The organism is Streptomyces endocoffeicus, assembly GCF_016741935.1.
GTDB classification, from domain to species: Bacteria; Actinomycetota; Actinomycetes; order Streptomycetales; family Streptomycetaceae; genus Streptomyces; species Streptomyces endocoffeicus.
Genome location: NZ_JAERRG010000026.1, coordinates 1 through 14,982 on the forward strand (window position 1 = coordinate 1; position 14,982 = coordinate 14,982).

At 72.0% G+C, this 14,982-nt stretch carries 14 protein-coding genes; 10 read left to right on the top strand and 4 right to left on the bottom strand.

Going from position 1 to position 14,982, the window contains the following annotated elements:
* The coding region (locus tag JK364_RS41515) for a LysR family transcriptional regulator (protein ID WP_201856609.1) at window positions 1–465 on the bottom strand (465 nt) is incomplete at its 3' end.
* 146 nt (window positions 466–611) lie between these two features.
* Window positions 612–854 (bottom strand): hypothetical protein, encoded by a 243-nt coding sequence (locus JK364_RS41520; protein WP_307841541.1) that lies wholly within the window; start codon window positions 852–854, stop codon window positions 612–614.
* A 400-nt stretch (window positions 855–1,254) separates the two neighbouring features.
* Between JK364_RS41520 and JK364_RS41525 the strand changes: the two genes are divergently transcribed.
* From JK364_RS41525 to JK364_RS41560, 8 genes are all read left to right on the top strand, one after another.
* Window positions 1,255–2,208 (top strand): LysR family transcriptional regulator, encoded by a 954-nt coding sequence (locus JK364_RS41525; RefSeq protein WP_307841542.1) that lies wholly within the window; start codon window positions 1,255–1,257, stop codon window positions 2,206–2,208.
* 209 nt (window positions 2,209–2,417) lie between these two features.
* Window positions 2,418–2,783, top strand: a complete 366-nt coding sequence (locus tag JK364_RS41530) for an MmcQ/YjbR family DNA-binding protein (protein ID WP_201856611.1) — start codon at window positions 2,418–2,420, stop codon at window positions 2,781–2,783.
* A 189-nt stretch (window positions 2,784–2,972) separates the two neighbouring features.
* Complete coding sequence (locus JK364_RS41535; protein ID WP_201856612.1) at window positions 2,973–4,373, top strand: nitrate/nitrite transporter; 1,401 nt, start codon at window positions 2,973–2,975, stop codon at window positions 4,371–4,373.
* Window positions 4,374–4,585: 212 nt separating this feature from the next.
* Window positions 4,586–5,752, top strand: coding sequence for a uroporphyrinogen-III synthase (locus JK364_RS41540; protein WP_201856613.1), 1,167 nt, complete (start codon window positions 4,586–4,588; stop codon window positions 5,750–5,752).
* 253 nt (window positions 5,753–6,005) lie between these two features.
* Complete coding sequence (locus JK364_RS41545; RefSeq protein WP_201856614.1) at window positions 6,006–6,608, top strand: CGNR zinc finger domain-containing protein; 603 nt, start codon at window positions 6,006–6,008, stop codon at window positions 6,606–6,608.
* A gap of 261 nt (window positions 6,609–6,869) precedes the next feature.
* Entirely contained in the window at window positions 6,870–7,391 is a 522-nt protein-coding gene (locus JK364_RS41550; protein WP_201856615.1) for a sigma-70 family RNA polymerase sigma factor, read from the top strand.
* The gene (locus JK364_RS41555; RefSeq protein ID WP_201856616.1) at window positions 7,388–8,152 is read left to right on the top strand and encodes an anti-sigma factor family protein; all 765 of its coding nucleotides are present in this window, start codon (window positions 7,388–7,390) and stop codon (window positions 8,150–8,152) included. Before JK364_RS41550 ends, JK364_RS41555 begins: the two co-directional genes overlap by 4 nt.
* 64 nt (window positions 8,153–8,216) lie before the next feature.
* A complete protein-coding gene (locus JK364_RS41560; RefSeq protein ID WP_201856617.1) occupies window positions 8,217–10,721 on the top strand; it encodes a HelD family protein in 2,505 nt (834 codons plus the stop codon).
* A gap of 233 nt (window positions 10,722–10,954) precedes the next feature.
* On the opposite strand, the gene JK364_RS41565 is transcribed toward JK364_RS41560, so the two are convergent.
* Window positions 10,955–11,164 carry a cold-shock protein gene (locus tag JK364_RS41565; protein ID WP_020870916.1) on the bottom strand — a complete coding sequence of 70 codons (210 nt, stop codon included), beginning with the start codon at window positions 11,162–11,164 and terminating at the stop codon, window positions 10,955–10,957.
* A 279-nt stretch (window positions 11,165–11,443) separates the two neighbouring features.
* On the opposite strand from JK364_RS41565, the gene JK364_RS41570 reads away from it, so the two are divergent.
* Both JK364_RS41570 and JK364_RS41575 read left to right on the top strand, forming a co-directional pair.
* Window positions 11,444–12,865: an NAD-dependent malic enzyme gene (locus JK364_RS41570; protein ID WP_201856618.1), complete on the top strand. Its 1,422-nt coding sequence runs from the start codon at window positions 11,444–11,446 to the stop codon at window positions 12,863–12,865.
* 255 nt (window positions 12,866–13,120) lie between these two features.
* A complete protein-coding gene (locus JK364_RS41575) occupies window positions 13,121–13,402 on the top strand; it encodes an HU family DNA-binding protein (protein WP_009717479.1) in 282 nt (93 codons plus the stop codon).
* Window positions 13,403–13,509: 107 nt separating this feature from the next.
* Here JK364_RS41575 and murA read toward each other — a convergent pair whose 3' ends face one another.
* Window positions 13,510–14,853, bottom strand: a complete 1,344-nt coding sequence (gene murA, locus JK364_RS41580; protein ID WP_198270315.1) for a UDP-N-acetylglucosamine 1-carboxyvinyltransferase — start codon at window positions 14,851–14,853, stop codon at window positions 13,510–13,512.
* Window positions 14,854–14,982: the final 129 nt, after the last annotated feature.

A 14,982-nucleotide genomic window follows, 5' to 3' on the forward strand; every position in this document is an offset into this window, starting at 1 on the left:
CCGGGCGGCCGCGGGCGGCGGGCCGCAGATGACCCCGGCGTCCAGGCTGCCGTCCAGCAGCGCCTCGATCTGCCGGGCGCTGGGGAGCTCCCGCAGCTCCAGCCGGACCTGCGGGCGGCGGGTCCGGAAGGCGGTGAGCACCTCGGGCAGCACGGCGGCCAGCGCGGTGCCGAGGAAACCGATGGCGAGCGAACCGGTCTCGCCCCGCCCGGCGTCGGCCGCGTCCCGTACGGCGAGGTCGAGATGGTCCAGCACCTGCCGGGTCCGGGCCAGGAACGCCTCACCCGCGGCGGTGGGCCGCACCCCGTGCCCGGTGCGGTCGAAGAGCCGCACGCCCAGCTCGGTCTCCAGCGCCTTGATCTGCTGGGACAGCGGGGGCTGCCGGATGCCCAGCGCGGCGGCGGCGCGGCCGAAGTGGGCGTGCTCGGCGAGGGCGAGCGCGTAGCGGAGATGGCGCAGCTCCATAAGGGCCAAGCCTATATCTGATCGCGAATAATCCCTTCACGTCTCATATATCAAAGAGGAAAGCATCGTCGCGCCGGTGTTCGACTGGCCCGCTCGCCCCGGCGACCCGCGGCGCCGTGATCGACGACAGCGGCCACTTCCCCAGCTCACGCGGTGGCCTGCCGGGCCTCGTTCACCACGGCGAGGAGTTCGTCCATGGCGGCCCGCCAGGCCGGGGCGTCCTTGTCGAGAGTGTGTACCGCGTGTTCGGCGTTACGCCGTCGTGCGGCCAGGTCGGGGCGGCGCTCGATCTCCACCTCGCCGGCCCAGATGGTCAGCCATTGGCGGATGGGGCCGAGGTTGTTGTGTTCGGCTGCCAGGGCGAACGCCTCGTTCTTCTGGGTTTCCATCTCGCCCAGCCGATGGGGGGCGACGCGGGCGAGCGCGAGGCGCAGCGATTCAGGAGTGCGCTCCGGTCGGGGGCATTAGCGTCGCGTCGGCCGCGAGTCGGAGCCGCGTGGCCGGGATGTCGGCTCGGCCACGCGGGTGCGGCTTTGGGCCCGCCGCCGTCGGACGAAGGTCGCGAGGGTGGTGAGCGGGGAGCGGCGGTGCGGTGGGGTGGTGCCTGGGTGGGCGGGGCGGGGGACGACGGGGCGGGAGGCGAGGAAGAGGATCATGCCACTACGGTCCAGGGCCCGGCCGGGGGCGGTCCAACACCTGATCGGGGGGCATTCACGCATCTCTGTTGTCAATTCTGCCGTCAATGCCGGCCGGATGAGGATCGAGGGGCGCGTCGGTCACCATGTGCGGGTGAACCGGGACATCGAACCGCGGCTGCTGCGCGCCTTCACCGCCGTCGCCGACGAACTGCACTTCACCCGCGCCGCCGCCCGCCTCTACATCGCCCAGCAGGCCCTCAGCCGCGACATCCGGCGCCTGGAGCGGGAGTTGGGCGCGGAGCTGTTCGTCCGTACCACCCGCCAGGTCGCCCTCACGGCCGCGGGCGAACGGCTGCTGCCGTACGCCCGGCGGGTGCTCCAGGCCCAGGACGACCTGGCGGCGGCCTTCAGCGGGGCCGAGCGCCGTCCGCTGCTGGTGGACGTGAGCGCCCCGGTGAGCACCGGAAACCAGGTGCTGGCGGAGGCGCGGCGCCGTATCGGCCCCGAGACCGAGCTGGTGGCCCGCTTCCACAGCGGGCTGGCCGGGGCCGCCGCCGAGCTCCTCGCCGGACGCCTCGACGTCTCCTTCGGCCGGGCCCGCGGCCTCGACCCCGCCGTGCTCGCCCGGCTGGACCACCGGCTGATCCGCTACGAGCGCATCGCCGTGGTCCTGCGCGCGGACCACCCGCTGGCCCGGCTGGCGGAGATCCCGCTGTCCGCGCTCGCGGGCGAGACCCTGTACGCGGCGGCGGGCAACGACACCACCACCGAGTGGACGGACCTGGCCACCCAGCTCTTCGCGGGGCGCGGGATCGCGGTGGCGGAGCCGTTCCCGGAGATCGACGGGGACGAGGAGTTCATCCGGGTGGTGACCAAGCGCCGCTGGTCGGTGCTGGCCAGCGAGGTGTTCACCCACCTGCCCGGCGCGGTGCTGCGGCCCCTCACCGAGCCCGTTCCGCTCTCACCGGTCTCCATCGTGTGGCGCAAGGGCCTCACCCACCCCGGTCTGGACGCCCTCCACGCCGCGGCCCGCGCGCTCGCCACCACGTCCGGCTGGCTCCACCGCCCACCGGACTCCTGGCTGCCGCGCCCGGAGGCGGACTGAGCGATTTGCGGGAAGCGCGTTGAGCTCCCGTCGCTCGTCTGCGTCGTGGCTGTTCGCGCCCATGCGGCGGAGCCGCACCCGGCTGTCGGAGGCGTGGTCTACGGTGGGGATCGTCCTGGCCCCCTTGGGGTCGTAGAGCCCCTTCCGTCCCCTGAGCCCCTTCAGCCGAGTGCGAGTCGAGTGCGAGTCGAGTGCGAGGAGAATCCGGAGTGAGCCCCGAGCAACTGCGGTCCTTCTGCCTCTCCTTCAACGCGGTGGTGGAGGAGTTCCCGTTCTCCCGGCACCCGGAGGTCTCGACCTTCAAGGTGCTCGGCAAGATCTTCGCCCTGACGACGCTGGACGCCCGTCCGCTCACGGTGAATCTGAAGTGCGACCCGGCGGACGCGGGTCGGCTCCGTGAGGGGCATCCGGACCTGATCGTCCCGGGGTGGCACATGAACAAGCGCCACTGGAACACGGTGACGGTCGACGGGGCCCTTCCGGACCGGCTGGTCCGGGAGCTCATCGAGGACTCCTACGACCTGGTGGTCGCGGGGCTGCCGAGGGCCGAGCGGCTCCGGCTCGACCGGCCTTGAGGGCGTCGTGGCCGCCCTAGAGGGTGCCGTGGCCCTGGCTTCCACGGGGTTCCGGGCCCCCGGGGATCCCCCTCACCGCCACCCGGCCCCCCAGGTGAGAGCAAGGTTTCGTCCGCGTCACCTGCCGCCACAGCCCGGAAATCCGCTGTCCCTACCGTCTGCAGCGACACCGAGAACTGTGGAGGCGTGATGACTGCCCCGACCACCACCGCCGCGCGCAAGGGGGGCCGCTGGATAGAGCAGTGGGACCCGGAGGACGAGAGGTTCTGGAAGGAGGAAGGCGAGCGGATCGCCGCCCGGAACCTGGTCTTCTCCATCCTCTCCGAGCACATCGGGTTCTCGATCTGGAGCCTGTGGTCGGTGATGGTGCTGTTCATGGGGCCGGAGTACGGGGTCGACCCGGCCGGGAAGTTCTTCCTGGTCGCGATGCCCACGCTGGTGGGCGGGGTGCTGCGGGTGCCGTACACCTTCGCTGTCGCGCGGTTCGGCGGGCGCAACTGGACGATCATCAGCGCGGGGATGCTGCTCGTGCCCGCGATCGCCGCCGCCGTGGTGATGGAGCCCGGGACCTCGTACACCACGTTCATGGTGGTCGCGGCGCTCACCGGGGTCGGGGGCGGCAACTTCGCCTCGTCCATGACCAACATCAACTCCTTCTACCCGCTGCGCAGGAAGGGCTGGGCGCTCGGCCTCAACGCGGGCGGCGGCAACATCGGCGTGCCCGTGATCCAGTTGGTCGGCCTGCTGGTCATCGGCACCGCCGGGGCGGCCCATCCGCGGCTCGTACTGGCCGTCTACGTCCCGCTGATCGTGGTCGCGGCGGCGCTCTCGGCGCTCTTCATGGACAACCTGGCGCCGGTGCGCAACGACACCGGGGCGGCTAAGGAGGCGGCGCGGGACGCCCACACCTGGATCATGTCGCTGCTCTACATCGGCACCTTCGGCTCGTTCATCGGCTACAGCTTCGCCTTCGGTCTGGTGCTGCAGAACCAGTTCGACCGCACCCCGCTGCAGGCCGCCTCGCTCACCTTCATCGGCCCGCTGCTCGGCTCGCTCATCCGCCCCGTCGGCGGCCGGCTCGCCGACGCCCACGGCGGCGCGAAGATCACGCTGTGGACCTTCGCGGCCATGGCCGCCGCGACCGTCGTGGTCGTCTACGCCTCCGCGCAGAAGTCGCTGACCGTCTTCCTCGTCGGCTTCATCGCCCTCTTCGTCCTCAGCGGACTCGGCAACGGCTCCACCTTCAAGATGATCCCCGGCATCTTCCAGGCGAAGGCCGTGGCCCGCGGCCTGACCGGCGAGGAGGCCGCGACCTACGGGCGGCGGCTGTCGGGCGCGGCGATGGGGCTGATCGGGGCGGTCGGCGCGCTCGGCGGGCTCGGGGTCAACCTGGCCTTCCGGGAGTCGTTCGCGGGCGCCCACTCCGGGACCCCCGCCTTCGTCTCCTTCCTCGGCTTCTACGCGGTGTGCTCCGCGGTCACCTGGGCCGTATACCTCCGTGGTGCCCGCCGCCCGGCCGCGGTGTCCGCCGCGCGGGCGGGTGCGCATGATCCGCGGTCGGAGCGGCAACCCGCCTACGCGGACGTCTGAGCGGGACGCCCAGGGGCTCCGGACGCCCAGGGGGCTCCGTACGCCCCGGCGGTTCGGGGCGTACGGTCGGCCGGGGAAGCCCCCGGCCGTCCGCTCCGTTACGCCTGGGAAACCTCTGTGAACCGCCACCGACACGGGACGGCGACAGGATGCGGAACCGAAGGCGCCCATACACGAGTGAATCGGGAGATCGGGAGATCGGGACGAGAGCCATGCACCGAGAACAGACCGGAGCCGCGGGTGACGAGACGCCCGTCGCCCCTCTCGCCGGATTCACCGTGGGAGTCACCGCCGCGCGCCGCGCGGATGAGCTCGGCGCCCTGCTGCGGCGCCGCGGCGCGGAGGTGATGCACGCGCCCGCGCTGCGGATCGTGCCGCTGGCCGACGACTCCGAACTCCTCGCCGCCACCAAGCAGTTGATCGACAGCGCGCCGGACGTCGTGGTCGCCACCACCGCCATCGGCTTCCGCGGCTGGGTCGAGGCCGCCGACGGCTGGGGCCTGGGCGACGCCCTGCTCGACCGGCTGCGCGAGGTGCGGCTGCTGGCCCGCGGGCCCAAGGTGCGCGGGGCGATCCGGGCCGCCGGGCTCACCGAGGAGTGGTACCCGGCCTCCGAGTCGATGGCCGAGGTGCTCGAGCGGCTGCTGGAGGAGGGCGTCGAGGGGCACCGCATCGCCGTCCAGCTGCACGGCGAGCCACTGCCCGGCTTCGTCGAGTCGCTGCGGGCCGGGGGAGCGGAGGTGGTCGGGGTGCCGGTGTACCGCTGGATGCCTCCGGAGGACATCGGGCCCGTGGACCGGCTGCTGGACGCGACGGTGGCCCGCTCCCTGGACGCCGTCACCTTCACCAGCGCGCCCGCCGCCGCGAGTCTGCTGGACCGGGCGGAGCGGCGCGGGATGCGCGAGGAACTGCTGGACGCGCTCCGCCATGATGTGCTGCCCGCGTGTGTCGGGCCGGTCACCGCGCTGCCGCTGGAGGCCCACGACATTCCCACCTCCCAGCCCGAACGGTTCCGGCTCGGGCCGCTGGTGCAGCTGCTGACCGCGGAACTTCCGGGGCGGGTGCGGCCGTTGCCGGTCGCCGGGCGGCGGCTGGAGATCCGTGGCCACGCGGTGGTCGTGGACGGGGAGCTGCGTACGGTGCCGCCCGCCGGGATGGCGTTGCTGCGGGCCCTGGCCCGCCGGCCCGGCTGGGTCGTGGCGCGGTCGGAGCTGCTGCGGACGTTGCCGGGGGCGGGGCGTGATGAGCATGCGGTGGAGACGGCGATGGCTCGGCTGCGGGCGGCTCTCGGCTCGCCGAAGCTGATTCAGACGGTGGTCAAGCGGGGGTATCGGCTGGCGCTGGATCCGTCGGTCGACACGAAGTATGGGGGCGGGTAGCCGTTGTTGTCGGGGCTCCGCCCCTTGCCCCGCCGGGGCTCCGCCCCGGACCCCGCTCCTCAAACGCCGGAGGGGCTGGAATTCCCGGAGAGGGCTAGAGATCCCGGAGAGGGCTGGAGTTCCCGGAGGGGCTGAAACAAGGGTTCGCCCGGCGTTTGCCCGGGGCCTGGTCCTGAGGGGTTACGGGGGACAGGCGGGGCGGGCACTCTGAAGGGTGACCGGATCGGGCCTTCCCCGAAGGGGTGACAGGAACATGGCGTCGGCGTTGGCCTACGACCTGCGGTTCGACTCGGGGCGGATCTGCCTGGACCTGGTGGCCACGGTCGGCGGCCGGCTCAGCGAGGCGCCCGTCGAGCGGCTCGGCGGGGTGGAGCCCCTCAGGGCGTGGCTGCTGGGCGCCGGACTGGTGCCCGGCGGCACCTCGCTCGAGGCCGTGGACCACCGCTGGCTCATCCGCTTCCGGGCCGCCCGCGACCTGCTGCACCGCATCGTCCACACCGAGGTCGAGGGCCATGCCGCGGCCGCCGATCTGGAGCGGATGAACGCGCTGGCCGCCACCGCCCCGCCCGCCCTGCGCGCCGTACGGACCCCCGACGGCGCCCTGGTCGGCGCCCTCGCCGGGAAGCCGGACTGCGGTGCGCTGCTCTCCCAGATCGCCCGGGACGCGGTGCAGCTGCTCACCGACCCGGTGGCGCGCGGGCAGTTGCGGCGCTGTGCGGGGGAGACCTGCTCGCTGGTCTACCTCGACACCTCGCGCGGCCGCCGCAGGCGCTGGTGCTCCAGTGAAGTCTGCGGAAACCGCGAGCGGGTTGCCCGTCATCGCCGCCGGGTAAACCCGAGCATCAGCAAAGCATGAGCGATATTCAGTCATGACCCGGACATGACGCAGGCCCCGGATGGGGGGACCGGGGCCTGCGGGGCGGATTTGGGGAGGGAGCCCTTCCTGGCAGCCGGCGCCCGCCCGGCGTCGGCCTTACTCGGACTGAAGTACGCACCGCACAGCGGGAGATGTTCAGTCCGGGAATGGGATGTACATCACACGGTGACGGGTGAACGGCGAGCGTTTCCAGCCCGTACCCCCCTCGACCCGGCGGCTTGCGTACGCAAAGATGCCCTCGTGACCGAGAGGACGACACCGGACGACGCGCTCATGCGCGCGCTCTACGCGGAGCACGCAGGCCCGCTTCTCGCCTTCGTCCTGCGCCTGGTCGCGGGCGACCGGCACCGCGCCGAGGACGTGGTCCAGGAGACCCTCCTGCGCGCCTGGCGCAACGCCGACCAACTGCGCCGCTCCGGAGGATCGGTACGGCCCTGGCTGGTGACCGTGGCCCGCCGCATCGTCATCGACGGCCACCGCCAACGCCGCGCACGGCCCCACGAAGTGGACGCGGCGCCGCTCCATGCGATGCCCGCCGCGGACGACATCGACCGCGCATTGCGCCAGATGACCATCTCCGACGCGTTGAATGACCTCACCGACGCACATAGAGCGGCGCTCGTCGAGACATACTTCAAGGGACGGACGGTGAGTGAGGCGGCCGAAGTGCTGGGCGTTCCCCCCGGGACGGTGAGGTCCCGGGTCTTCTACGCGCTGCGCTCCCTGAAGCTCTCGCTCGAGGAACGGGGGGTCACGGCATGATGCCGGCAGCGGACGACCAGCAGCACACCGCGGTCGGCGCCTATGCGCTCGGGGTGCTCGACCCCGCCGACGCGGCGCGCTTCGAGGACCACCTCATCGGGTGCGAGCGGTGCGCCGTCGAGCTCGACGAGCTGATGGGCCTCCCGCCGCTGCTGGCCGAGTACGCCACCGCCGCCGACGGCACCGCGCTCCCGGATCCGGCGGTGGTCACCGCCCGCCCGGGGCCCGAACTGCTCGACCGGCTGCTGGACGACGTCGCGGTGAGCCGCAAAGCCGCCGGCAGACGGCGTCTCTTCCTCGTCGCCGCGGCCGCCGTCCTCATCGTCGGCGGCCCGCTCGCGGGAGCGGCGATCACCGCGAGCTCCGACGACGGCGGGGGCAACGACCAGGTGGTGGCCTCCTCCTCCAAGCAGGTGTACGACCAGGGCGAGAAGTTCAGCTCGGTCGACCCCGTCACCAAGGTGGACGCCTCCGTCTCGCTCCAGCAGAAGGGGTGGGGCACCTCCGTCGCCCTCAAGCTGGGCAACCTCAAGGGGCCGCGCACCTGCGACCTGGTCGCCATCGGCAAGGACGGCCACGAGGAGACCATCACCACCTGGGCTGTGCCCACCTCGGGCTACGGCGTCAAGGACGGGGACGGCTCCCGCTGGAGCAAGGAGCCGCTCTACGCCCAGGGCGGCGCCGCCATGAACACCGACGACATCGAGCGGTTCGAGGTCCGCACCCTGGACGGCCAGCGCCTGGCCCAGGTCAGGCTCTGAGAAACCCCCTCCCCTTCAGGTGTACGGTTGACGGCTGCCCTTAAGAACACAGAAGGGGGCCTGGGTGGCCGCGCAGAACGCCACGCATGACGACCGGACGGCACCGCGGGGGGACCGCGGGGACGGGGTCCGGGACAGCGAGATCCGGATCGAACAGGCGCATCTGGACCGGGTGTACCACCGCCTCGCGGAGAAGATCCACGAGGCGGAGTTCCTCATGGACGACGCCGCCAAGCGCGGTCAGGTCGGCACGCCCGGCGCGCTCGCCGAACGGGACGCCCAGGTCTTCCGGGCCGGGGTGCACCTCAACCGGCTGAACAGCGAGTTCGAGGACTTCCTCTTCGGCCGCATCGATCTGCTGCCGGGCAAGGACGGCGAACGCGGCCCCGACGGCGCCTACACCTCCGTGGAACCCGCCGACGACGCCATCCGCACCGGCCCGGACGGCGACCGCGCGGAGATCGCCGAAACGTTGCACATCGGCCGCATCGGGGTCCTCGACGCCGACTACGCCCCGCTGGTGATCGACTGGCGGGCGCCCGCCGCCGCGCCCTTCTACCGCTCCACCCCGGTCGCCCCCGGCCGGGTCGTCCGCCGCCGGGTGATCCGCAGCAAGGGCCGCCGGGTGCTCGGCGTCGAGGACGACCTGCTGCGCCCGGAGCTCAGCGCCACCCTCGACGGCGGGGCGCTGCCGGTGGTCGGCGACGGCGCGCTGATGGCGGCGCTCGGCCAGGCGCGCGGCCACACCATGCGGGACATCGTGGCCTCCATCCAGGCCGAGCAGGACCAGGTGATCCGCGCCCCCGCCGCCTCCATCACCGAGGTCGAGGGCGGCCCCGGCACTGGCAAGACGGCGGTCGCGCTGCACCGCGCGGCGTACCTCCTCTACCAGGACCGGCGGCGGTACGCGGGCGGCATCCTCGTGGTCAGCCCCACCCCGCTGCTGGTCGCCTACACCGAGGGCGTGCTGCCCTCGCTGGGCGAGGAGGGCCAGGTGGCCATCCGGGCGGTGGGTTCACTGGTGGAGGGCGCCGAGGCCACCACGTACGACACCCCGGCCGTGGCCCGCGTCAAGGGCTCGTCCCGGATGGTGAAGGTGCTGCGCAAGGCCGCCCGCGGCGCGCTGGAGCTGCCGCGCGGAGCCGCCGCGTCCGCCGGTTCGGCCCCTTCGCCGTCATCGGCCTCGTCATCGGCCTCGTCATCCGAGTCGTCCGACCACGGCCAGCTGACACTGGACGGGGAGCTGGAGGCCCACGGCGGCAGACCCGGTGCGGGCCCCGGGTCCAGACCCGGCGGCCCGCCCGAGCGGCTGCGCGTGGTCGCCTTCGGCGCCCGGGTCGAACTGGGCGCCGAAGAGCTGCGCACCATCCGCGAACACGTGCTGGGCGGCACCGCGCCCGTCAATCTGCTGCGCCCCCGCGCCCGGCGGCTGCTCCTGGACGCGCTGTGGACCCGCTCCGGCGCCCCCAGGCGGTACACCGACCCCGAGTTGGCCGCCGAGGCGCGGGAGGGCTTCGACGAGGACATCTCCTCCGAGGACTCCTTCCACGAGTTCCTCGACGCCTGGTGGCCCGAGCTCACCCCCCGCTCCGTCCTCGCCGCCATGGCCGATGAGAGGCGGCTGAACCGCTGGTCACGGCGGGTGCTCAACTCCCGCGAGGTCCGTCAGGTGGCCCGGTCGCTCGGACGGCTCGGCCCGGACGGGCAGGGCCCGCTGTCGGTCCACGACGTGGCGCTGCTGGACGAGCTGACCACCCTCCTGGGCACCCCCGCCCGCCCCGCGTCCCCCCGCGAGGCCGACCCGCTGGACCAGCTCACCGGTCTGGACGAACTGACCACCTACGCCGACCGGGTCAGCCCCCGCCGCAGCCGCGCCGACCGGGCCGAGCGGGAGCGCGCCGACTACGCCCACGTGATCGTCGACGAGGCGCAGGACCTCACCCCGATGCAGTGGCGGATGATCGGACGGCGCGGCCGCCACGCCACCTGGACGGTCGTCGGCGACCCGGCCCAGAGCTCCTGGTCCGACCCGGACGAGGCGGGACGGGCCCGGGACGAGGCGCTCGGCAGCCGCCCGCGCCGCCGCTTCACCCTGACCGTCAACTACCGCAACCCGGCGGAGATCGCCGAACTGGCCACCAAGGTCCTCACCCTCGCCATGCCCGGCACCCCCGCCCCCGAGGCGGTCCGCTCCACGGGCGTGGCACCGCGCTTCACACCGGGCGCGGACGGTGGCCTCGGCGCGGCCGCCCGCCGCGAGGCGGCCCGGCTGCTGGACGAGGTGGACGGCACCGTCGGCGTCGTCGTCGCGATGAACCGGCGCGCCCAGGCCCGTCAGTGGCTGACGGGCCTGGGCGACCGGGTGGTGGCGCTGGGCAGCCTGGAGGCGAAGGGGCTGGAGTACGACGCGACGGTCGTGGTCTCGCCCGCCGAGATCGCCGACGAGTCCCCGGCGGGGCTCCGGGTGCTGTACGTGGCGCTCACCCGCGCCACCCAGCGGCTGACGGTGGTCTCGGGCGACCGCGACGAGCCGGACGCCAACGCCGTCCCCGACCTGCTGCGGGACTGACCACCACCCGGGCCGCGGGACCCCATCGCCCGGTGTTCCGACGGCCTCGAAAATCCACCCCCCGGGAGGGGAATCCCTTCCCGGGCCTGTTTGTTAGCCTTGATGTGGCACCGGCCCGATCCAAGCCCCCGGGCCCAACCTTCGTCGCTTCGAGCGACCACTTGCCGCGAGGCGAGCATGGCGGGTCGGTGCCACTTCTCATCTCTTCCGTAAGGGGTCCGCGCCCGGCGGCGTCAGCCGCCCAGGACGCGGACCTCTTCCGCTTGGGGGCCCTTGCGGCCCTGCACGATCTGGAATTCGACCCGCTGCTCGTCGACCAGGCTGCGGTAGCCGCTGCCGTCGATCGAGCTGTAGTGGACGAAGACATCCGGTCCGCCGTCCTCCTGGGCGATGAAGCCGTAGCCCTTCTCGGCGTTGAACCACTTCACGGTGCCCTGAGCCATGCCCGCGCTCCTCGTTGTCTCTTCCTCGACGTCCTTACGACGCTGTAGCGCGCCAGAGCCTAGGGCGGCGGCTGCGGCGGGCGGCCCGCCTCGCCAGGCGTTCCCGCGAAGGAGTGGGGCTTTCCACTCGCCTGACCCCACTCTGCTATGTCAGAACAATATGTCCGAAAGTCGGGCCGGGTTACCCCGTACCCAGAGGTAGGTGTAACCATCTGAGGACGTGGCCCGGCATTCCGAGGCACGGAGAGCATGAACAAGGGAAAGCAAAGGAAGCAGGCCATGGCAACGGCGCCCAGCGTCTCGTACTCGATTACGGCTCGGCTGGAGGTGCCCGCGAGCGGTACCGCGGTCAGCCAGCTGACCACGGCCGTGGAGTCCTCCGGTGGCTCGGTCACGGGCCTCGATGTGACCGCGTCCGGCCACGAGAAGCTCCGTATCGACGTGACCATCGCCGCGACCTCGACCGCGCACGCCCAGGAAATCGTGGAGAAGCTGCGCGGCATCGAGGGTGTCTCGCTCGGCAAGGTCTCCGACCGTACGTTCCTGATGCACCTCGGCGGCAAGATCGAGATGTCGTCGAAACACCCCATCCGCAACCGTGACGACCTCTCCATGGTCTACACGCCGGGCGTGGCCCGGGTCTGCCAGGCCATCGCGGACAACCCCGAGGACGCCCGCCGCCTCACCATCAAGCGCAACAGTGTGGCCGTCGTCACCGACGGCTCCGCGGTGCTGGGCCTCGGCAACATCGGCCCCAAGGCCGCCCTGCCGGTCATGGAGGGCAAGGCGGCCCTCTTCAAGCGCTTCGCGGGCATCGACGCCTGGCCGATCTGCCTGGACACCCAGGACAGCGACGAGATCGTCGCGATCGTGAAGGCCATCGCCCCCGGCTTCGCGGGGATCAACCTGGAGGACATCTCCGCCCCCCGCTGCTTCGAGATCGAGGCGCGGCTGCGCGAGGCCGTGGACATCCCGGTCTTCCACGACGACCAGCACGGCACCGCGATCGTGGTGCTGGCCGCCCTCACCAACGCGTTGCGGGTGGTCGACAAGAAGATCGAGGATGTGAGGGTCGTCATGTCCGGCGCGGGCGCCGCCGGCACGGCCATCCTGCGGCTGCTGATCGCCGCGGGCGTGCGGCACGCGGTCGTGGCCGACATCCACGGTGTGGTGCACGCCGGGCGCCAGGACCTGGTCTCCGCCGACCCGGAGTCCCCGCTGCGCTGGATCGCGGACAACACCAACCCCGAGGGCGTCACCGGCACCCTGCGCGAGGCCGTGCGGGGCGCGGACGTCTTCATCGGCGTCTCGGCCCCGAACGTGCTCTCCGGCGACGACGTGGCCGCCATGGCGGACGGCGCGATCGTCTTCGCACTGGCCAACCCGGACCCCGAGGTGGACCCGGCGATCGCCCGCCAGACCGCCGCCGTGGTCGCCACCGGACGCTCGGACTTCCCGAACCAGATCAACAATGTCCTGGTGTTCCCGGGCGTTTTCCGTGGTTTGCTGGACGCGCAGTCGCGTACGGTGAACACCGAGATGATGCTGGCTGCTGCCGGTGCGCTCGCCGACGTCGTTCACGACGACGAGCTCAATGCCAACTACATCATTCCGAGCGTCTTCAACGACAAGGTCGCTGGGGCGGTCGCCGGGGCCGTGCGGGACGCGGCGCGCGCTGTGACCGGTACCACTGCGGTCTAGGCGGGGTACGGCGCGTCGCGCGCTTCGGGGTCCCGGAAGCGGCCATAGGGTGGCGGACAGGAAAACGACCGCCACGGCGCTTTTCGTGTGACTCTCCAGGGCTCCGGATTGGCATTCCCGCCACAGGTGGGGGCAGGATGCGTTCCGGGCGCGAGGGTCTGAACAGCAGACCCGGGTCCGGGGACTGTCCGAGGGCCCTGGCAGCATCGGCTTCGATCTCACGCCTCATTGGCAAGATGAACACGGGAGTACAACATGAACCGCAGTGAGCTGGTGGCCGCTCTGTCCGAGCGCGCCGAGGTGACCCGAAAGGACGCCGACGCCGTGCTGGCCGCCCTCGCCGAGGTGACTGGTGAGGTCGTCGCGAAGGGCGACGAGAAGGTCACCATCCCCGGCTTCCTGACCTTCGAGCGCACCCACCGTGCCGCTCGCACCGCGCGCAACCCGCAGACCGGTGAGCCGATCGAGATCCCGGCCGGCTACAGCGTGAAGGTGTCCGCGGGCTCCAAGCTCAAGGAAGCCGCCAAGGGCAAGTAAGCCCCCGCGAATGAGAGGGGCGGCCACCCGTGAGGGTGGCCGCCCCTTCGGCGCTCCTACGGGCCCTGAGGCCCGCCCATGAGCCTCCACGAGGCCCCACGGAGGCTCTACACGGCGTTGCCGCCGCCGGGGAGCTCCACCTTCGCGCCGAGCTCGACCAGTTTCTCCATGAAGTTCTCGTAGCCGCGGTTGATCAGGTCGATGCCGTGGACCCGCGAGGTGCCCTGCGCGGCCAGGGCCGCGATCAGGTAGGAGAAGCCGCCGCGGAGGTCGGGGATGACCAGGTCGGAGCCCTGGAGCTTGGTGGGTCCCGAGACGACCGCGGAGTGCAGGAAGTTGCGCTGGCCGAACCGGCACGCGGAGCCGCCCAGGCATTCGCGGTAGAGCTGGATGTGCGCGCCCATCTGGTTGAGCGCCGAGGTGAAGCCCAGCCGGGACTCGTAGACCGTCTCGTGGACGATGGACAGGCCCGACGCCTGGGTCAGGGCCACCACCAGCGGCTGCTGCCAGTCGGTCTGGAAGCCGGGGTGGACGTCGGTCTCCAGGGCGATCGCGTTGAGCTTGCCGCCCGGGTGCCAGAACCGTATGCCCTCGTCACCGATGTCGAAGGCGCCGCCGACCTTGCGGTAGGTGTTCAGGAAGGTCATCATCTCGCGCTGGCGGGCGCCGCGCACATAGATGCTGCCCTCGGTGGCCAGCGCCGCGCTCGCCCAGGAGGCGGCCTCCAGGCGGTCCGGGAGGGCGCGGTGGTTGTAGCCGCCGAGCTGGTCGACACCGGTGATCCGGATCGTGCGGTCGGTGTCCATGGAGATGATGGCGCCCATCTTCTGCAGTACGCAGATGAGGTCCTCGATCTCCGGCTCGACCGCCGCGTTGGAGAGTTCCGTCACACCCTCGGCGAGCACCGCCGTCAGCAGCACCTGCTCGGTGGAGCCCACCGACGGGTACGGCAGCCGGATCTTGGTGCCGCGCAGCCGGTGCGGGGCCTCCAGGTACTGGCCGTCCGCCCGCTTCTCGATCGTCGCCCCGAACTGGCGCAGCACGTCGAAGTGGAAGTCGATCGGCCGGCCGCCGATGTCACAGCCGCCCAGGCCCGGGATGAAGGCGTGGCCGAGGCGGTGCAGCAGCGGGCCGCAGAAGAGGATCGGGATCCGCGAGGAACCTGCGTGTGCGTCGATGTCGGCGACATTGGCGCTCTCCACGTGCGTGGGATCGAGCACCAGCTCACCGGGCTCGTCACCGGGTCGCACCGTCACACCGTGCAGCTGCAGCAGCCCGCGCACCACCCGCACATCGCGGATGTCGGGGACGTTGCGCAGCCGGCTGGGCGCGCTGCCGAGCAGGGCGGCCACCATGGCCTTGGGCACGAGGTTCTTCGCGCCGCGGACACGGATCTCGCCTTCGAGCGGGGTGCCGCCATGGACGAGCAGGACATCGTTCGAGCGGGTCATCTGGTCTCGCGTTCCTGAGACGGGCAAGGGCCAAAAGGCACAAGGGCCAAAGGGCAAGAGTAATAGCCCCGGAGACCGCCTCCGTAAGGCTCTTGCACCCTTTGCGTCACCCCGTAGGCGACACAACAC